This window comes from Pseudomonas sp. MF08831 (assembly GCF_059862645.1).
Genome location: NZ_JCBCUX010000015.1, coordinates 1 through 17,308, shown reverse-complemented (window position 1 = coordinate 17,308; position 17,308 = coordinate 1). Strand labels below are relative to the sequence as shown.

Below are 17,308 nucleotides of genomic sequence, written 5' to 3'. Positions count from 1 at the left end.
CAAGGACCGGCAGATGACAAGTTTGGAAGACCTGATAGACAGCCGAGACCCCGCGCTACCCCTCATTGAAAAAACGTTGGGAGAAGCCACTTTGAGTTATCAGTTGCTCCCTCCGTCCACTGATAGAGCTCGTGTCCTTTCCGGCCTGCAGATTACAACTAGATCTCCGCTGGGGGCGATAGCCTACGAGACTGGTGGTCTTCTCATTGATCATGGCTGGTTACGCTTGATCGGCTCCGGACATCCGCAATTGCCCCGAAACCTTGTTGATTGGAACAAGGGCCGTGCCGATGGTTATTTACTGGTCGCCGACGATGCTGCTGGAGGGTTCTTTTCAATCAACGGCGGCGGTCTGGGCGATGATGTAGGAGCGATGTATTACTGGGCACCCGATACACTGCGGTGGGAGCAGTTGGACATTGGTTATACCGATTTTTTTGGGTGGGCCTTAAGTGATCGGCTCGCTACTTTTTACGACGGCCTGCGCTGGGATGGCTGGCGTCTGGACATGCGGGGACTGAGAGCAGATCAGTGCTTTTCATTCTTTCCGTTTCTCTGGACTAGGGAAGGCTCAATCGACGAAAGCAGCCGAACGCTGATCGATGTCGGTGAGCAGTTTGAGATAAACGTCGAGTTAGCTTCCAAACTCGACAAACCAGATTGATGGACAAACTGATACACCTGCGTCCTTCACTCAACGAGTGCAACTCCTACATGGAATATTCAGCTTCCGGGATGTTGGCTTACGAAGAATAGCTAGTCAGCTGTATCGGCATCCACCGCTCCTACGGTTTACCAATGAACCCGCCTCTGTGCGGGTTTTGTCATTTCTGAAAAGAGGAAACACCCATGGCCGGCATCCAAATGCCCAACGGCGCCACCTTCGAGATTGCAGCCACCTACGGCCCTGCGATCCCATTCACTGCGTTGACGAACGCTAATCCAGCCGTCGCTACCGCTGCGGCGCATGGCCTGGCCGAGGGCGATGTAATCGCCGTCAACTCCGGCTGGACTCGCCTTGAAGGGCGAGGCGTTCGTGTCGGCGAGATCGCCAGCGGCACTTTCGCGCTGGAAAACGTGAATACCGTCAACGTCCAGCAGTATCCGGCCGGCTCGGGCATTGGCTCGGTGCGGGAGGTAACGGGTTTCACTGAGATTTCGCAGATCACCGAGCTGAACTCCAGCGGCGGCGACCAGCAGTTTCTGACCTTTGGTTTCCTGGCCGACGACGATGATCGCCAGATGCCGACCACCAAAAATCCGATCACGCTTACCATCACCGTCGCCGATGATTCTTCGAAGCCCTATGTGGAGGTCTGTGAGGCCGCCGACGACGACAAGCAAGCGCGCCTGCTCCGACTTAACCTTCCTGGCGGCAGCAGCATCATCTACAACGGCTATGTGTCGATCACTTCGACGCCGACCATGTCCCGTAACAACCTGATGACCCGTGTGATCAGCCTTGCGCTGACCGGCCGCCCAACCCGTTACGCGGCCGCGGTGTAATCCATGGCCAAGTTCAAATTGATCCAGAAGCCGACCTTCAAGGCGCCGGTGATGATCCAGCGGGCGGGCTACAGCGCCGAAAAGGTGGAGTTCGAGTTCAAGTACTTGGATCGAACCGCGCTGGCGGAGCTGTATACCGGCTGGAACGAGCGGCACGATGAGCTGGGCAAGCAGATCGGGGATATGGATCTCAAAGCTTTCACCGCCGCCCAGATCGCCCTGCAAGCAGACCAACTGCTGGACGTGGTGGTGGGCTGGGATATCGAAGAGGAATTCACGCCTGAGAACGTGCGCATCCTCGTGAATTCGATCAACTCGGCGCCGAAGGCAGTGCTGAACGCTTACGCCGAAGCCTTTAGCGAGGCCCGCCTGGGAAACTCCTAAGCGCCTCGCGCGCGCTGTATGAGCCAGGGCCGTCAGATGCAGATCTGATGGCCTTCGGTTTATCGCGCCAGGACATTCCTGACAAGGAAGTAGGCATCTGGCCCGACAACTGGGACGCCTTCAAAGTCTTCGAGGCCATGAGCACCCAGTGGCGCACAGGCGCGTGCGGCGCTATAGGCATGGACTACAGCGTTCTCTCCGGGGTGATTCGGATGTGTGGTGTGCCGATCAGCCAGCGACAAGCCATTTTCAGTGACTTCCGGCGGATGGAGGCTGAAGCCCTTCAGGTGATGGCGGAGCAGCGGGAGAGCGCGAGAGGCGCCTGATCCTCAGGCACAAAGACGCAAGACAACCAACATGACGCGGCATGGCCGCAGGAGAAAACTATGGACAAGCCTTTTGCCATTGTTGATGGGAAGCTTTACATCAACGAGGCCATGATCGGCGATAGCACAGTCGGAATGGTTCGAATTACCGACGAGTGCATTGAGTCGATCTCTCACTCAATGTCGAGTTTGAGCGTTCAGGTATCCACCGAAGCGGCTGCGAGAGCAAATGCCGATAATGCACTCGCAGCGCGTATTGATTCGCTTCAGGCTTCGATCAGACCTGGTGCGTGAGATGCTTAGCGGCCTCTAGACCAAGCTTCGTCATTTCCTTGAGCGAGAACTCGTCGACGGGTTCCCTTCGAGTTTTATGTTGACAATTACTGCACGCCCATCCGGGTCCCCAAGATGCAATTGGGCTGTATTTGGTGTGTGACGTCGAGACAGCTGCAGATTGTTGAGTATCAGAGGCACATTGACCTCAAGGTCATAAACGCACCGATATTGGCGTACCTCAATCCTTGGGCTTGCAGGCGAAGGGCTGGGGGGAGTCTAGTACTAACGAGTAACTAAAGGTTTAAGTTGTTACTGAATTTTTCACCGGGTTGTCTTATCTAAAATCTCTTGAAGTGATTTGTTGGCAGGGCGAGGTGTAAGCCTTTCCAAAGCTTCGTAAAGTTTTTGTATTTTTTGGGCGGTTTGGGTTTTGTCATTTTCTACTTTGGCTTTATAAGTGCTGAAGCCTATATAAAGGCCGAAAGTGACTACTGCATAAAATCCAAGAGTTACCGTAAGTAACCCGTATCTGCGAATTCTACGGTAACCAACTTCTCCACGTTTAACTAAGTCCCATGTGCTTTTCAAAATTGGGGCTGCTGCTGATCTGATTTCGTCACAGGAATCAATGACACTGTCGAAGTCGCCTTCAATTGAAAGCTTTCGTGCGGTGAGTATAGCTCTCATAAGTCGCGCTTCCGGAGTGTCAGAGTCCTCCGCAATATGATCTGCATTTAGCCTAAGCTGTATTTTGCTTAAGCTTTCGACTGCCCGACTAAAAACTTCTCGAGTTTCTTTGTACCATTCGATGTCGAGTGCATGCTCTTCTTTTTCCGAGTGGATACGAGCTATGGAGTCAAACTTTCCTGATACTCGACCGAGCTCTTGTGCGGCGGATATATATTCAGCAATCTCGTTTCTTAGCCCGTCTACCCAGACAAGTCTAAACTCAGAAACTTTGTTTTCTTTGGAACTGACCATGTTCATAAATGAGAAGAAGCCGGTCAGTAGTGCTGCAGTGATTACGCCACAAGCAACGTATACTGTCGCCGGGATTGAGGCTATGTCCATTTCACATTCCATTGTTGATTATGAGGCTGATGTCGTTGATTGTGAGTACGTCAGATGAAATCATTATGCCATCACGGCATGCCAATAAATACTGTGGATCCATCCATGGTGATATGCTCGATTGTAGAGCTGCAGCTCAAATTTGTCAGGATGTGCTTACGGTTTGGTTTTGTACAAAAGCTAGTTGCCGGTGCTACAGTCCCGCCAAACCAAAGAGGGAACGACATGCGGATTTTAATAGGGATACTGGTATCAGTCTGTTTCGCTACTGTGGCGCATGCCGACGCACAGTCAAAATCTATTTCAATGAGCTTTGATGAGTGCCAAGCGTATCAGGCAAATACCATCGCAAAGCTCAATGTGCCAGCCTCAGACATCGAGCCGATCGTAAACTCGTCAGTGCTGACTATCACCAGAGTCTATACGGCCGACGGCAGTGTTTTGATCAGTTGCAGCGAACCCGATCAGAAAATGGTCGTAACGATGTCCAGCAAGGGTCGGTAGTGCTACAGACTCTTGCCCATTCGGACATCTTGAAGCACTCTTCTGCCCCTGATGCTTCGAATGGGAAATTGATATGAGCGAAACGTATTTGACTGGGCGCTGGGGTGTGTTCAAGAACAACACCGACGAAGAGCCGATCGCGCTTCTTATAGACGGGGCTGGCGTGCCGATTAGGTTAGGTGAGCCGGTATTTCAAGTGGTTAGAAGTCGCTTGGTTGATTCAAAGGGGTTCGGCGGACCCTTGGCCCCGTTCAATGAAGGCTGGGTGGTAAACCACGGTGTTAATGATTTGGGACATTTCCTGAAACTGCTGCCGTGATAGGGCAAGCAAAAAAGAAGCCCGCTGATGCGGGCTTTGTAGTTTCTGCCAGATATTAAAAAGCCGGCGGCGCCGGCTACTCTCGGATTGCTTCAGGCTGCGGATCAAAAATCTCAAGTAGCATGTGATCGTGCTCCGCGCGTGTTGCCCTGTAGAGCATGCACCGATCTAGCAGGATCCTCTTTATGCTTCGGGCAGAGGCAAGGTGCCTAGGCTCGACAGAGATCGTTGCTGTCTTTTCGCTGCGACTGTCGGTCACTTCCAGGTCGTAGCGCCGATCAAGTCGTCGTCTCGCTTGGTGTGGCCGAGGCATTTGAAGGTGAGGGTGGGCTCTGTCACGTTGGTCACCGATGGTCGTAGGCTGAGGTCTGCATACGCCAAGCCCCATTCTATACGTTATAGAATGGGGCTTGGCGTATGTAAGGTTTGCAGGTCAGAAGGGGAGTTCACGCGAGGCGAAGCTTTTAAAACGTGTAACAGGTAGTGATCAGATCTGTTTATCTTTTAGTGCAAGTGATTCCCGGCGTTGCTGATCCTGCTCGGACGATTTCCACAGGTCTTCGATTACACTAACACTCCAAACTCGACCAAGATCCGACTCCGCATTGATGCGTCCAGAGTAGATACCGAGAAATTCCCAAGTCGGTTCGGCGGACATTACAGATTGCATCCGGCCGTCTGAGAGCTTTCTATACCCTCCAGCCCTATAAGCAATCACAGCCGATCCTGATTGGCCTTGTCTTGTTCGACAGTCGATGAGGAAGGAAGGGTTGTCTGGATTTACGAAGCTCAAATCTTGAGCTAGGAAACCAGTCGCCCAAATTGGGAATTTACCAGCGGCAGCGACCCCGAATGGGTATCCGATAACGCTTACCGTATCCGCCGGACCGACGAACAGCCCATGTCGATCAAGCCCGAGAGGTTCTGACAGGTAATATGGGATTTTTTGGACGTCGCTACCCCAGTTAAGATTCATTGCGACTGCGTCGACCTTGCTACCCAGTTTGGAATGTTCGAACCAATAGGGAGTATTGTCATCTCGGTAAAGGGGTAGCCGTACCTTGATCCACTCCCCCATGGCGCCGTTTTTATGGAAGTAAATAGTCATTGAGTCAGGTACGGCGGCATGGGGGCTTATGCATTTTCCAGTTTCTTGGTGCCGTCCCGTCACATTGTGCCGATTTGTCAGGAGGCAGCAGTGCGACTCCCTATCGTGGGCCACAAGGAATGCAGTGCCGCTGCTTAGAAGAGTTTCCTCAAAGAACATTTCTATGTACAAAGATTTGAGAGTTGGCAGCTCGATATGTCCAGTGATATCGATTTTGACATCGTGCGTCTCATTGGCTGTCTTTGACATGATCAGCTACTCCTTCCTAACATTGTGTTCGATGGACTCAGGCATACGCAGCTGCCCAATACTCCGGGGGATCGGTGTGGGAGGCTATGTTCAGCATAGGACGTGCTTTCGCTACTGCTTTCGCTGGACGCATTTATCAAGCAGGGGGCCAGAGCCGCCATGCTTGGCTATGAAGTAGCCGTGGGAATGTCCCTGACGTCCCATGCCGGTGGTCATGGCCTCGACGGCCTCAAGTTTTTTGTCGTAGGTGCCCGTCCCTTCGTAGATCCGCCGGACATCCATTAGGAAATTCAAGTAGTCGTTGAAAGCCAGGTCAAGCTGCCCGATGTCGGACCAGGTATGGATGCTGTCTATGTTTCCATTCTGATCAAGAGCGACAAATGTCCCGGCCGGGAAGTACAGGTCGCACTTCAGCTTCTCGATTCGTCGAAACTCGTTGTCGCCGAACTTGCAGAGTGTGCCAACCAAGCCGAGGTTCGCCAGGGTGTTGGCGGCAAACGCCCTGGGCACGAAGCAGACCGTGACTGACGAAAAGGCGCTGGCGTTATCGGGTTCTGGCACTGGCTCTTTGGGTGACATCTGACTCTCCTTGTCGGACAAATCACTTCTTTGGGTAGCGCTTGCGAGGCTTGGGGCCCGTGTTTGGGATATCAGCATCTTCTTCTTCGAATTTGCCTATGCCGCGCAGGGCCTTGAGCATTGCCGACATGATCTTTTCTTCTTGTGCCGTCAGCGGGCCATCAAGCCCGGTGATCAGACGGTCCTTGTGAATTTTCGTGGTTATCTCGGGGTTGGGGCCTGGACTGTAAAGCGGGTGATCAGGATTCATCCGATCGAGGTCGCTAACTCCCATATCATCTGTTTCAGTAAAGCTTCGCTCTAGGCGATCAAGTATCTCGGCAGTAGCTGACCGCTTGTTTTGCTTGGCCGCGACCATTACCAAGTCCCGAAGATCCTCTGGTATGCGGAGGTTGAACTGTGGATCGCTGCGACTCATCTCAAATCCGGTTCCATTTAATGGAACGAAATAATGCATCACGGTGGTATTGACGGCAATGCATCACCGTTATACATTTGCGCTATGAACAACGGTGATGCATCTGGAGGGGATATGAAGGTAAGGGAAATGGCGCAGGTGGTATTTCGGGCAGAGCCGGATATCAAGGCATGGCTTGAAAAGAAGGCCCAACAAGAGGAGCGCAGCCAGAACTGGCTCGTAGGAAAGGCGCTAAGGGAGGCGATGCAGCGAGATGAACAAATCAAACAGGCATAAAAAAGCCCCAAGCGCGCCAACGCTTGAGGCTTATGAAGCAGAACGTCTAACTATCAGGAAAAACGTCATGAGCAAGAATACCACAGTAGTTGACATGCGCAAATTCGTTGAGGCCCGTAACGGCGAGGTCTTCACCTCAACTCGGCAGGTCGCTGACGCATTTGAAAAGCTGCACAACCACGTTATTGCCAAGGTCCGAGCGCTTGAGTGTTCTGCTCAATTTTTAACCGACAACTTTTCGTCGGTTCAGTTTGAGCATCGCGGCAACACCTATGAAGCCTTCGAAATGACCAAGGACGGTTTCATGTTCCTGGTGATGAGCTTCACCGGCAAGAAAGCCGCAGCTATCAAGGAAGGTTATATTGCTGCCTTCAACTGGATGGCAGCCCAGCTTGGCCTGTCGAGCAAGACTCTCGTCGCCAAAGCTGTTTACGAGGCGCTAGGCGCAGAAGGGGCGCGCACGCTCAGCAACGTCATGCGCTGCCGTGTAGCCAAGCTGGATGCCGAGCATCAGCGCAGCGCCACCGCCAAACTCGCTTCGGCCCTTCACGCCCGCTTCGATGTTCCGCGCATGGAGCTGATTCCTGTCGACCAAATGGATGCAGCCTGCAATTTCGTCGCGAGCTACGCGATCGAGGGCGAATACTTACCGAAGGGCGGCTACCAATCTGTCGACATCCCGACCGACCTTTCGGAAACCCAGCGCTACCTGGTGTTCACTGACGGTTCTGGCAAGCGTCAGGTTCAGCCTGTTTCGTTAGACGCGTGCGTGATGTCGCCGACTCAGTTCTTGGCGGCCGTCACTGAATCTAACGGACTTCACGTCCCGCCGGCGGCGCTGTTTGATTTCGCTTTGGCGGCGATGGAGAAAGTGAAGTGGAGGGTGGCAGCATGAACTTCACCCTCAAAACAGGCGGTCGCGCTCTGATCCTTTCCCCGGAGCGGCCAAATCTGGTCGGCCGCTCTGGTCAAATGATCAGCAAGATCGATGAAAACTGGCTGATGCTGGTCGAGGGCAAGCGCTATTCGGTCAGCGAGAAAAGCCTGATGCCGCTGGACGGCTTCAACTCGAACGTGGCCGCGTCGATTGAATTGAGGAAGACAGCATGAGCAACATTATCCCGTTTGATTTTCACGGTCATGCTGTCGCCTTTAATGGTGGCGGCTGGATTAACGCCACGCAGGCGGCCAAGCAGTTCGGGAAGTAGCCAAATGAATGGCTTCGACTTCCGGAGACGATTGAGTATCTGAAGGCAATGGCGCGTACATGCGGGGAAATCCCGTATGTAAAAACCAGCCGGGCTCGCGCGGATCGTGGCGGCGGTACTTGGATTCATCCAAAGCTGGCCGTTGCGTTTGCGCGTTGGCTTTCCGCCGATTTCGCCGTTTGGTGTGATGTTCAGATTGATACGCTATTGCATGGGGATATCGGCATTCGCCAGGAGTATGAAGGAGCATGCCGAATATTGGATGAGCGTGAAAAACTCGCCAGCGCCCAAGGGAAAGGGCTGGCGACATGGCGCTGGCAAAAGCCTGTGCTTGAACGCCGAGTCGAGCATTTGCTGGAGCAGCTTCAACTGACGCTGCAGCTCGACGTAGCGTAACCCTCCCACGAACCTGAAGAACCCCGCCCATGCGGGGCTTTCGTGTTGGCGTTTTTTCAGTACTGACTGATAGTGATAGCATCGCATTATCAGCCATGGACAACCCATGGCCACTGGACAGGGACTTCAGATGTTCGTAGTCAGACTGGTAGTTTTGGGGTTCCTCGCTTTTTATAGCTACTCCATGGGAATGGAGCGCGGCGGTCTGAATGCGTTTGGCCAGCTAGTGGTGTACAGCGGGATAGTATTCATTCCCGCTTTTTACATGCTCCCAACGATTGAGGCCTGGTTGCGCGAAAGCAATAATCTGCCAGCGATAGCGGCTGTTAATTTTTTTCTCGGCTGGAGTCTGCTGGGGTGGGTTGCCGCTTTGGTATGGGCGTTTAAGCAGCCGTCGCCTGTTGTCGTATCTGGGACTGCGGGAGGAAATCCGAATCTCTATGCGGAGGATAAACCAAAGAAAAACTGCAAATTTTGCGGAGAGGAAATCCTCGTGATTGCTATTAAGTGCAAGCACTGCGGCAGTGATTTACAGCAGGCTTCCTAGGCTCCGCCGAAACAAGCACACAAAACAAACCGCCTACGGGCGGTTTTTTATTGCCCAAAGAAAAGCATCGGATTGCAGGTCAACCGTGCAAGAAGAGAGAAGCCAATGAGCACAAATTTTGCCTCCCTGGGCATTTCGGTGGAGTCTTCGCAGGCAGCTAAGGCTTCCGATGATCTGGACAAGCTTGTCGACTCGGCGGTGGATGCCGAAAAGGCCATCGATGAGCTTGGAAAAACTGGTGAAGGTCTCGCGAACACGGGCAAAAAAATCTCTCAGACCGAGGCGGAAGTAGCGCAAGGGGTCGAAAAGACAACTGGCGCGATTGATCGTCAGGCAACTGCTGGCAAAAAACGCAGCGATAGTGCCGCGTACGAGATGACCATTACTCGGCAGCTTGAAGCTGCAGTCGCGGCCGCCGCGGGCTCCAGAGAGAATCTTTCTCGGGCGAATGAACTTTACGTCAAGGCCCAGGAACGTGGTCTGCTGCTGACTGAAGATGAAATTCGACTTGAGGGGCTTCTCGATAAGGCAGAGCTGAAAGTCGAATCATCGCGGATGCGGCAGATCGCCGCCGCTGAGAAAGAGAATGCTCAAAAGCAGAAACTGATTGAGTCAGAGAGCCGTCGCATAGAGGCGCTCAAGCGAACTGTTAATGGCATAGATCCACTCACCAAGAAACTGGCTGAGTTGGAGGCTCGTGAACGGGCTCTCAACGAGCTGCATAAATCAGGTGAGTATGACGCGCTTCGTTACAACGAGGCTCTGGCAAAGATCGGCAAGGATCGCGCCGGACTGACCGAGACCGCCAGCGCATTCGACAAGCTGAAGCTAGGAACCCGCCAGGCGCAAGAAAACGTCATGCAGCTCAGTAACGCGCTTCAGTCAGGGGACTGGGGTAGCGGGGTTCGTGCTGTGACCCAACTGGGCGTTGGCGCTGGCGCGACCATGACAAGCATGCTCGCCATCGCTGCACCTATAGGGATAGTAGTCGCCGCCATAGGCGGCCTTGCATATGCCTACCACAAGGGCAGCGAGGAGCAGGAAAACTTCAGCAAATCCCTGATTTTGACTGGCGACCGCGCCGGGGTAAGTGCCGCCCAGCTTAGTGATATGGCTCGTCAGGTGAGCGCAACCATTGGTACTACGGGGCAAGCTGCCGAGGTTTTGGCATCCCTGGCAGGCAGTGGCAAGCTCGCGAGCGGAAGCTTTGTTGAGATATCGGAAGCTGCTCTTGCCATGGAAAAGGCGACTGGCAAGTCGGTTGAGGCAACCGTCGCAGAGTTCGTAAAAATTGCTGAGGATCCTGTCACTGCGGCGAAATCTTTAAATGAGCAATATCATTTTTTGACTGCAAGCGTGTACTCGCAAATCGTCGCCCTCCAAGAGCAAGGCGACACAGTCGGTGCCGCGAAGATACTCACTGACAGTTACGCTTCGACCATTGAAACAAGAGCCGGACAGATCACACAAAACCTTGGACTCATTGAGCGTGGATGGAATGACATTCGGGATGCAGCCAAGAAAGCGCTCGATGTCCCGCTTTCGCTCGGGCGCGAGAAAACTCTGGCAGAGCAGTTAGAAAGCGAGAGAGCAAAGCTCGCCGATTTGAATAAAAAAACGTCCGGAAACAAAATTGTTGCCGGTAGTGCTTCGGTATCTGAGGAGCGCAAGCAGCTTGAAGAGTCGATCCGACTAAAAGAAGCCTATGTCGAGATTGAAAAGCGTCAAAGCAAGTACGTGGGCGACCGCAGAAAGGTCGAAGACGATGCAGTAGACGCGACCGCCAGAGCCGACGCCCGGCACTTGGCTAACTTGTCGAATGAAGGAAAGCGCGCCCTTGAGATCAAAAAGATCAACGAGGACACCGCGAAGATCCGCGCGGCAAATCCCAACGATAAGAGGGTTGATCCGAAGTACGTCGCCGAGCAGATAAAGGACGTCAACGACAAGTACAAAGACCCCAAAGCAGCCTCCACCCAGGTCGATCTGACCAGCTTCAACAACGCCAAAAATAACCTGTCCGATATTGTCACCGACTATCGAAACGCCCAGAAGGAACTGGAGGCGCAGCAGAAGGCTGGCGTGGTTTCGCTGTCGGACTATGCCAAGCAACGGTCGGCCCTGATCAACCAGGAAAAGGACGATGTGACGGCCGCGTACCAAGCTGAAATCGATGCTCTGGAGGTGGCCAAGGCCAAGAAAGGCACAACGGCCGCCCAGAGCATCCAGCTTGACCAGAAGATCGCCGATGCACGGCAGGGGATGGTCAAGGCTCAGAAGGATGCCGATAGTCAGCTGACGGTTATCGCCACAAACGAGAAGGGCCGTCTGGAGCAACTGACGGCCGCCTCAGAGGCGTACGTCAATCAGTTGGAGCGACAGCGGGCCGTACTGGAAGCGGCGGGCTCTCGCGCTGCAAATGGCTTGGGTCTCGGCGACCGCGAGGCGGGCCTGCAAGCCACCCTCGACGCGACCACTGACAAGTTCAACGACGAGCGCGCCAAGCTTCTGGATCGCCGCAAGACTGCGCCCGACAAGTACAGCCAGGAAGACTACATGCGGGACCTGGCCAGCCTGGAAGATGCGGAACGGAAGTACCGCGACACGGTGGTCGACAACTACGACAAGATGTCGGAGGCCCAGGGAGACTGGCGCAGTGGTGCTTCGTCGGCTTTTCAGAACTACTTGCAGTCTGCCAATGATGTAGCTGGCCAGACCAAGAGCCTGTTCACGAATGCTTTTTCCAGCATGGAAGACGCGGTCGCGAATTTTGCCATCACCGGCAAACTTTCGTTTTCCGACTTCACCAAGTCGATCCTGGCGGACATGGCGCGCATCGCTACTCGGCAAGCGGCGTCCAGCATTTTTTCCAGCCTGACCGGCAGTGCCTTGGGGGCGTATTTCGGTGGTGGAGCTACACCCAGCTTTGGCTCAAGCATGGGCAGCGCCCTGGTCGAGGGAAGGGCGTCAGGCGGTCCTGTCGATCCGAACACACTGTATGAGGTAAATGAAAAGGGCCCTGAGCTTTTCAGTCAGGGCGGCCGCTCGTACCTGATGACTGGTGCCGAGGGCGGTAGTGTCACTCCGCTGATGACGGGCGGCAGCTCCATCATGGCTGCAGCTGGCAGCGGAGGGGGTGGGGGAGGCGGCAACACCTACAACTTCCCCGTCTCGGTTTCCGTGCAAACCGCAGGTGGCGGAGGCAATGCAACGCAGGAGGACACCTCGCAGGCCGGAAGAAATATCCAGCAGGTCACCAAGACGGAAGCCGAGGCAGCCATCGCACGAGGTGTGCAGCCTGGCGGGGCTATCTGGCGAGCTATCAATGGGAGGTAAACGTGGCGATTGAGACATTCACCTGGGCCACCCAGAACGGAGAAGCACCCGATATTAGCTATCGGGTGCGCACCTCCCAGTTCGGGGACGGCTACAAGCAAGAGGTCGGGGATGGGATCAACAACAAAGTCGATGCCTACCCGGTAACCCACACGGGAAACACCGCGACGGCTGCGGCCATGATGGCGTTCTTCGACCGGCACCAGGGCGCCAAGGCCTTCCGGTGGACCACGCCACTGGGCCAGCTCGGCCTGTTCACCTGCAAGAACCCAACCCCCACCCCTATGGGTGGCGGCGTATTCAAAGTGACAGCGACGTTCGAGCGCGCTTTCCACCCGTAAAGGTCAATTTATGTCGCTGATCAATGCTATCCAGACTCTTGAGCCTGGGAACGAAGTCATGCTGTTTGAACTGAACGGCAGCGATTATGGCGCCGATGTGCTGCGCTTCCATGGCCATGCGATCCCGCACACGCCTGCCGAACTGATCGCTGCCGGCGTCGATGCCGATCAACTGCCGGCTAAGTCTATCTGGTGGAAGGGCGAAGAGTACGGCGCCTGGCCGATGCAGTACGAGGGCAGCGAGGCGAACGGCGACGGCACTGCGGTAAGGCCGAAGCTGTCGGTCGGAAACGTCAACGGGCGCATCACAGCCCTGTGCTTGGCCTTTGAGGATCTGCTCGAGTTCAAGCTGACCATCCGCAATACGCTGGCCGAGTTTCTCGACGCAGCGAACTTCGAAGGCGGCAACCCTACGGCTGATCCCACCCAGGAATCGATCGAGGTCTGGTATGTCGACCAGAAGACCAACGAGGACGGCGAAACGGTCAGCTGGGACTTGGCCAGCCCGGGCGATGTCGGCGGTGAAACGATCGGCCGGCAGATGACCACGCTGTGTCACTGGTGTCTCACCGGTGGCTATCGAGGCCCAAACTGCGGATACACCGGTCCCTACGTCACGAAGGACGGGGTGGTTACCGATGATCCTGAATTGGACGTGTGCGACGCCACCCTGGGGAAGGGTTGCATCCCGCGATTCGGCGAGGGCAACCCCTACCCATTCGGTGGATTTCCCGCTGTGTCACTCATTGCCCGGAGCTGAAGAATGCGCAAACACATCATTGCGGCCATCCAGGCGCATGCAGCGGCCGAGTACCCGAAAGAGTGCTGCGGCTTGGTGCTGGCCGTGGGCAGAGCGCAGAAATACTTTCCGTGCCGGAACATCGCCACGGAGCCAAACGAAGAGTTCCGGCTTGATCCTGAGGACTACGCCGCAGCGGAAGACGAGGGCGAGGTGATCGGTATTGTGCATTCGCATCCCAACGCCACCAGCAGGCCGTCGTCGCGGGACCTGGCCATGTGCGAAGCCACCGCCTTGCCCTGGCACATTCTGTCCTGGCCAGAGGGCGACCTGCGCACCATCACTCCAACGCGCAGCACGCCGCTGCTCAAGCGCCCGTTTGTACACGGCGCCTGGGACTGCTGGCAGGTCTGCGCCGATTGGTATCAGCGGGAGTGGGGCCTTGAATTTGAAGCTTTCCAGCGCGCCGATGGCTGGTGGGAGAGCGCGGAAAGCACCAGTCTGTATGAGGCGAACTATGCGGCCGCCGGCTTCGAGCAGGTCGACAGCCCACGGCGAGGCGACATGATCGTGATGGAGATAGGCCGCACGGCTCACCCGAACCACGCTGGTATTTACCTGGGCGCTGACCCGGCGCTGCCAGGTGAAGAGTCTGGCGCGTTCGGCCCCGGGCCTTTCGTCCTTCACCACCTGTATGGACGGCCGTCAGAGGTGATCGTCTACGGCGGCCCATGGCTGCAGCGCACACGTTTAATTCTTCGACACAAGGAGGCCCGATGAGCGCCATCGTTTATTCGCCGATGACCACCATAAAGCTTTCCGGCTCGCTGGCCCAGAAGTTCGGCAGACTGCACCGGCGCCAGGTTTCCGCAGGCGACACCTGGGAGGTTTTCCGGGCGCTGAAGGCCACTCTTGACGGATTCGAGGCTGAGATCCGTCGACTTGCCCGCCTGGGCCTTCGATTCGCCATCTTCCGCAACCGTAAAAACGTCGGATCGGACGAGTTCGGCATGGGCGGCGCTAGGGAAATCAGGATTGTGCCGGTGGTAGAGGGTGCAAAGCGCGCAGGCCTGCTTCAGACAATCATTGGCGTTGTGTTGATCGCAGCGTCGTATGTTACCGGTGGTTCGACGCTGGCTACGGGCATCGCGCTCGTGGCTGGCGGCGTCGTGCAAATGCTCAGCCCACAGGCTGCAGGACTTAAGCAAAGCGCCTCGCCTGAGAATCAGCCCAGCTACGCGTTCGGCAGCGCCAAGAACACCACGGCCAGCGGCAACCCGGTGCCGATCTGCATCGGCGAGCGCCGGTGGGGCGGGGCAATCATCTCTGCATCGATTTACGCCGAAGACAAAACGTAGACGCAACGCACGAAACAAGCCGGCCATGAGCCGGTTTTTTATTGCCTGGAGGAAAGTATGGGCGCAGCACAAAAGCTGGAAATTCACGGCGCCAAGGGTGGCGAGAGCAAACCAAAGTCTCCTGTAGAGTCACCCGACAGCCTGCGCTCCACCAACGTGGCCAAGATCCTGATCGCCGTGGGCGAGGGTGAATTCGACGGCACGCCCACCGCGCGCGATATCTTCCTCGACAACACCCCGATCCAGGATGCCAGCGGCAATTTCAACTTCACCAACGTGAAGTGGGACTGGCGTCAGGGCTCTGTCGAGCAGACCTACATCCCGGGTATCCCATCGGTCGACAACGAGACCTCGCTGAATATCGAGCTGCGCAGCGGAACGCCGTGGGTTCAGTCGCTGACCAACCTGCAGCTGTCCGCGGCACGTATTCGCGTTGCCACGCCGCGGCTTGCGAGCCAGGACAACGAAGGCAATATTGGTGGTTACAGCATCCAGTACGCTGTCGACGTTGCCACTGATGGCGGGGCCTATCAGGAAGTGTTGGTAGGAGCCATAACCGGCAAGACCACTACTCGCTACGAGCGCTCCTTGCGCATTGATCTGCCGCCGGCAACCAGTGGCTGGCTGATCCGCGTTCGCCGCATCACTCCAAACCAGAACACAGACAAGATCGCAGACAGCCTGTTCATTGCCGGATACACCCAAGTAATCGATGCCAAGCTGCGCTACCCGAACACCGCACTGCTGTTCGTTGAGTTCGACGCCGAGCAGTTCACCAACATTCCGGCTGTTACGGTCAAGTGCAAAGCCCGCCGCTGGCAGGTTCCGAGCAACTACGACCCGGTGGCCCGCACCTACTCCGGCGCCTGGGACGGCACCATGAAGGAGGCCTGGACGAACAACCCTGCATGGGTCACCTATGGCATCTGCACACAGGACCGTTTCGGCCTGGGCCGCCGTATCAAGCCATGGATGGTGGACAAGTGGGAGCTGTACCGCATTGCGCAGTACTGCGATCAGTTGGTGCCAAATGGTGCTGATGGCGTGGAGCCGCGCTTCCTGTGCGACATGAACCTGCAGGGCAAGGCCGATGCTTGGTCACTGCTGCGCGACATCGCCGGTATTTACCGCGGCATGACGTATTGGGCGCAGGGCCAGCTGGTCATGCAGGCTGATATGCCTCGGGCGCAGGACATTGACTACGTCTTCACCCGGTCCAACGTCATCGACGGAAAAATCTCCTACGGCAGCGCATCGGCGAAGACCCGCTTCACTCGCTGCCTGGTCAGCTACGACAACCCGCTCAACAATTACGACACCGACGTCACGGTCTATTCAGACCTGCCACTTCAGCGTCGTCTGGGCGACAAGCCAACCGAGATCAGTGCCATCGGCTGTACTAGGGCATCTGAGGCCCAGCGCCGCGCTAAATGGCTGGTGCTGAGCAATAACCAGGACCGTACCATCAGCTTCAGGACCGGCATGGAAGGCCGTATCCCTCTGCCAGGCTTCATCATCCCCGTTGCCGACTCGCTACTGGCAGGCCGTGAGATCGGCGGGCGAATTGCCGCGGCGGTGGGGAAGGTCATCACCCTGGACCGCGACACCCTGGCCAAGGCCGGCGACCGGCTGGTGATAAACCTTCCCGGCGGACGGGCAGAGGGGCGCACTGTAGAGAGCGTGAGTGGCCGCAACGTCACCGTGACTGTTGCCTACAGCGAGGCACCAGCTGCACAACTTCAGTGGGCAATTGATGCTGACGACCTGGCGATCCCTCTATATCGAGTGATGCGGACCGCACGTACGCCAGAAGGCGATTACGACATCAGCGCCTTGCAATATGAGCCTGGCAAGTTCGCCAGCATCGACACAGGGGCGCGCCTGGAAGAGCGTCCGATCAGCGTAATTCCGGTAACCGTGGTTCCGCCGCCGGAAAGCGTAACCGTAACGTCGAACGTGTCGATCGACCAAGGCCTAGCCATCAGCACCATGAACATCTCGTGGCCAGCCATCACCGGCGCCGTCGCGTACGACGTGGAGTGGCGCAAGGACAGCGGCAACTGGATCAAGGTGCAGCGCACTGGTTCGACCAGCGTCGACGTCACCGGCATCTACTCGGGCGCCTACTTGGCCCGCGTGCGGTCGGTGAGCGCGTTCGAAATCTCGTCGATCTGGAAAAGCTCCAACCTGACCAACCTGGAAGGGAAGGTAGGCCTGCCGCCGGCGGTGAGCTCGCTGACCACCACCAGCGAACTGTTCGGTATCAGCATCAAGTGGGGCTTCCCACCTGGTGCTGAAGACACTCAGCGCACCGAAGTTTGGTATGGCCCCGCCAACGACCTGGGCGCCGCCACCAAGCTGGCCGAC

21 protein-coding genes and 1 pseudogene are annotated in these 17,308 nt (G+C 56.1%); 18 read left to right on the top strand and 4 right to left on the bottom strand.

Annotated features, from left to right (window positions below; genetic code table 11):
* Positions 1–13 precede the first annotated feature (13 nt).
* The 5 genes from AC19YS_RS25420 to AC19YS_RS25400 all read left to right on the top strand — a co-directional run bounded on the left by AC19YS_RS25420 (position 14) and on the right by AC19YS_RS25400 (position 2,510).
* Positions 14–664, top strand: a complete 651-nt coding sequence (locus AC19YS_RS25420; protein ID WP_500602881.1) for a DUF2625 domain-containing protein — start codon at positions 14–16, stop codon at positions 662–664.
* 185 nt (positions 665–849) lie between these two features.
* Positions 850–1,506, top strand: a complete 657-nt coding sequence (locus AC19YS_RS25415) for a phage tail protein (RefSeq protein ID WP_500602880.1) — start codon at positions 850–852, stop codon at positions 1,504–1,506.
* A gap of 3 nt (positions 1,507–1,509) precedes the next feature.
* Positions 1,510–1,890 (top strand): phage tail assembly chaperone, encoded by a 381-nt coding sequence (locus tag AC19YS_RS25410; RefSeq protein ID WP_500602879.1) that lies wholly within the window; start codon positions 1,510–1,512, stop codon positions 1,888–1,890.
* Between the two features lie 47 nt (positions 1,891–1,937).
* Complete coding sequence (locus AC19YS_RS25405; RefSeq protein WP_500602878.1) at positions 1,938–2,216, top strand: DUF1799 domain-containing protein; 279 nt, start codon at positions 1,938–1,940, stop codon at positions 2,214–2,216.
* A gap of 60 nt (positions 2,217–2,276) precedes the next feature.
* Complete coding sequence (locus AC19YS_RS25400) at positions 2,277–2,510, top strand: hypothetical protein (RefSeq protein WP_500602877.1); 234 nt, start codon at positions 2,277–2,279, stop codon at positions 2,508–2,510.
* Between the two features lie 303 nt (positions 2,511–2,813).
* Here the strand turns inward: AC19YS_RS25400 and AC19YS_RS25395 are convergent, their stop codons facing one another.
* Positions 2,814–3,563 carry a hypothetical protein gene (locus tag AC19YS_RS25395; protein ID WP_500602876.1) on the bottom strand — a complete coding sequence of 250 codons (750 nt, stop codon included), beginning with the start codon at positions 3,561–3,563 and terminating at the stop codon, positions 2,814–2,816.
* A gap of 577 nt (positions 3,564–4,140) precedes the next feature.
* On the opposite strand from AC19YS_RS25395, the gene AC19YS_RS25390 reads away from it, so the two are divergent.
* On the top strand, positions 4,141–4,386 hold the full coding sequence (locus AC19YS_RS25390) for a hypothetical protein (RefSeq protein WP_500602875.1): 246 nt from the start codon (positions 4,141–4,143) through the stop codon (positions 4,384–4,386).
* 487 nt (positions 4,387–4,873) lie between these two features.
* Here the strand turns inward: AC19YS_RS25390 and AC19YS_RS25385 are convergent, their stop codons facing one another.
* The 3 genes from AC19YS_RS25385 to AC19YS_RS25375 form a co-directional block, all read right to left on the bottom strand.
* Positions 4,874–5,743 (bottom strand): S1 family serine peptidase, encoded by an 870-nt coding sequence (locus AC19YS_RS25385; RefSeq protein ID WP_500602874.1) that lies wholly within the window; start codon positions 5,741–5,743, stop codon positions 4,874–4,876.
* A 111-nt stretch (positions 5,744–5,854) separates the two neighbouring features.
* Complete coding sequence (locus tag AC19YS_RS25380) at positions 5,855–6,322, bottom strand: hypothetical protein (protein ID WP_500602873.1); 468 nt, start codon at positions 6,320–6,322, stop codon at positions 5,855–5,857.
* Positions 6,323–6,344: 22 nt separating this feature from the next.
* A complete protein-coding gene (locus tag AC19YS_RS25375; protein ID WP_500602872.1) occupies positions 6,345–6,740 on the bottom strand; it encodes an Arc family DNA-binding protein in 396 nt (131 codons plus the stop codon).
* Positions 6,741–6,773: 33 nt separating this feature from the next.
* On the opposite strand from AC19YS_RS25375, the gene AC19YS_RS25370 reads away from it, so the two are divergent.
* From AC19YS_RS25370 to AC19YS_RS25315, 12 genes and pseudogenes are all read left to right on the top strand, one after another.
* Entirely contained in the window at positions 6,774–7,016 is a 243-nt protein-coding gene (locus AC19YS_RS25370) for a hypothetical protein (protein WP_500602871.1), read from the top strand.
* Positions 7,017–7,083: 67 nt separating this feature from the next.
* Entirely contained in the window at positions 7,084–7,911 is an 828-nt protein-coding gene (locus AC19YS_RS25365; protein ID WP_500602870.1) for a Rha family transcriptional regulator, read from the top strand.
* The gene (locus AC19YS_RS25360) at positions 7,908–8,126 is read left to right on the top strand and encodes a hypothetical protein (protein WP_500602869.1); all 219 of its coding nucleotides are present in this window, start codon (positions 7,908–7,910) and stop codon (positions 8,124–8,126) included. Before AC19YS_RS25365 ends, AC19YS_RS25360 begins: the two co-directional genes overlap by 4 nt.
* 110 nt (positions 8,127–8,236) lie before the next feature.
* Positions 8,237–8,419, top strand: a pseudogene (locus AC19YS_RS25355) (KilA-N domain-containing protein); the annotation flags it as partial.
* Positions 8,420–8,431: 12 nt separating this feature from the next.
* Complete coding sequence (locus tag AC19YS_RS25350) at positions 8,432–8,620, top strand: hypothetical protein (protein WP_500603020.1); 189 nt, start codon at positions 8,432–8,434, stop codon at positions 8,618–8,620.
* A 106-nt stretch (positions 8,621–8,726) separates the two neighbouring features.
* Entirely contained in the window at positions 8,727–9,167 is a 441-nt protein-coding gene (locus tag AC19YS_RS25345) for a superinfection immunity protein (protein ID WP_500602868.1), read from the top strand.
* 105 nt (positions 9,168–9,272) lie between these two features.
* Positions 9,273–12,503: a phage tail tape measure protein gene (locus AC19YS_RS25340; protein WP_500602867.1), complete on the top strand. Its 3,231-nt coding sequence runs from the start codon at positions 9,273–9,275 to the stop codon at positions 12,501–12,503.
* 2 nt (positions 12,504–12,505) lie between these two features.
* A complete protein-coding gene (locus tag AC19YS_RS25335; protein ID WP_500602866.1) occupies positions 12,506–12,844 on the top strand; it encodes a phage tail protein in 339 nt (112 codons plus the stop codon).
* 10 nt (positions 12,845–12,854) lie between these two features.
* A complete protein-coding gene (locus AC19YS_RS25330; protein ID WP_500602865.1) occupies positions 12,855–13,604 on the top strand; it encodes a phage minor tail protein L in 750 nt (249 codons plus the stop codon).
* Between the two features lie 3 nt (positions 13,605–13,607).
* Positions 13,608–14,363 carry a C40 family peptidase gene (locus tag AC19YS_RS25325; protein WP_500602864.1) on the top strand — a complete coding sequence of 252 codons (756 nt, stop codon included), beginning with the start codon at positions 13,608–13,610 and terminating at the stop codon, positions 14,361–14,363.
* Positions 14,360–14,941: a tail assembly protein gene (locus tag AC19YS_RS25320; protein ID WP_500602862.1), complete on the top strand. Its 582-nt coding sequence runs from the start codon at positions 14,360–14,362 to the stop codon at positions 14,939–14,941. Before AC19YS_RS25325 ends, AC19YS_RS25320 begins: the two co-directional genes overlap by 4 nt.
* 57 nt (positions 14,942–14,998) lie before the next feature.
* The coding region (locus AC19YS_RS25315) for a TipJ family phage tail tip protein (RefSeq protein ID WP_500602861.1) at positions 14,999–17,308 on the top strand (2,310 nt) is incomplete at its 3' end.

Excerpts from the sequence above, each read along its gene's own strand:
- AC19YS_RS25420 (WP_500602881.1), top strand. The coding sequence starts at position 14 with ATGACAAGTTTGGAAGACCTGATAGACAGCCGAGACCCCGCGCTACCC.
- AC19YS_RS25415 (WP_500602880.1), top strand. The coding sequence starts at position 850 with ATGGCCGGCATCCAAATGCCCAACGGCGCCACCTTCGAGATTGCAGCC.
- AC19YS_RS25410 (WP_500602879.1), top strand. The coding sequence starts at position 1,510 with ATGGCCAAGTTCAAATTGATCCAGAAGCCGACCTTCAAGGCGCCGGTG.
- AC19YS_RS25405 (WP_500602878.1), top strand. The coding sequence starts at position 1,938 with ATGGCCTTCGGTTTATCGCGCCAGGACATTCCTGACAAGGAAGTAGGC.
- AC19YS_RS25400 (WP_500602877.1), top strand. The coding sequence starts at position 2,277 with ATGGACAAGCCTTTTGCCATTGTTGATGGGAAGCTTTACATCAACGAG.
- AC19YS_RS25395 (WP_500602876.1), bottom strand. The coding sequence starts at position 3,563 with ATGGACATAGCCTCAATCCCGGCGACAGTATACGTTGCTTGTGGCGTA.
- AC19YS_RS25390 (WP_500602875.1), top strand. The coding sequence starts at position 4,141 with ATGAGCGAAACGTATTTGACTGGGCGCTGGGGTGTGTTCAAGAACAAC.
- AC19YS_RS25385 (WP_500602874.1), bottom strand. The coding sequence starts at position 5,743 with ATGTCAAAGACAGCCAATGAGACGCACGATGTCAAAATCGATATCACT.
- AC19YS_RS25380 (WP_500602873.1), bottom strand. The coding sequence starts at position 6,322 with ATGTCACCCAAAGAGCCAGTGCCAGAACCCGATAACGCCAGCGCCTTT.
- AC19YS_RS25375 (WP_500602872.1), bottom strand. The coding sequence starts at position 6,740 with ATGAGTCGCAGCGATCCACAGTTCAACCTCCGCATACCAGAGGATCTT.
- AC19YS_RS25370 (WP_500602871.1), top strand. The coding sequence starts at position 6,774 with ATGCATCACGGTGGTATTGACGGCAATGCATCACCGTTATACATTTGC.
- AC19YS_RS25365 (WP_500602870.1), top strand. The coding sequence starts at position 7,084 with ATGAGCAAGAATACCACAGTAGTTGACATGCGCAAATTCGTTGAGGCC.
- AC19YS_RS25360 (WP_500602869.1), top strand. The coding sequence starts at position 7,908 with ATGAACTTCACCCTCAAAACAGGCGGTCGCGCTCTGATCCTTTCCCCG.
- AC19YS_RS25345 (WP_500602868.1), top strand. The coding sequence starts at position 8,727 with ATGGCCACTGGACAGGGACTTCAGATGTTCGTAGTCAGACTGGTAGTT.
- AC19YS_RS25340 (WP_500602867.1), top strand. The coding sequence starts at position 9,273 with ATGAGCACAAATTTTGCCTCCCTGGGCATTTCGGTGGAGTCTTCGCAG.
- AC19YS_RS25330 (WP_500602865.1), top strand. The coding sequence starts at position 12,855 with ATGTCGCTGATCAATGCTATCCAGACTCTTGAGCCTGGGAACGAAGTC.
- AC19YS_RS25325 (WP_500602864.1), top strand. The coding sequence starts at position 13,608 with ATGCGCAAACACATCATTGCGGCCATCCAGGCGCATGCAGCGGCCGAG.
- AC19YS_RS25320 (WP_500602862.1), top strand. The coding sequence starts at position 14,360 with ATGAGCGCCATCGTTTATTCGCCGATGACCACCATAAAGCTTTCCGGC.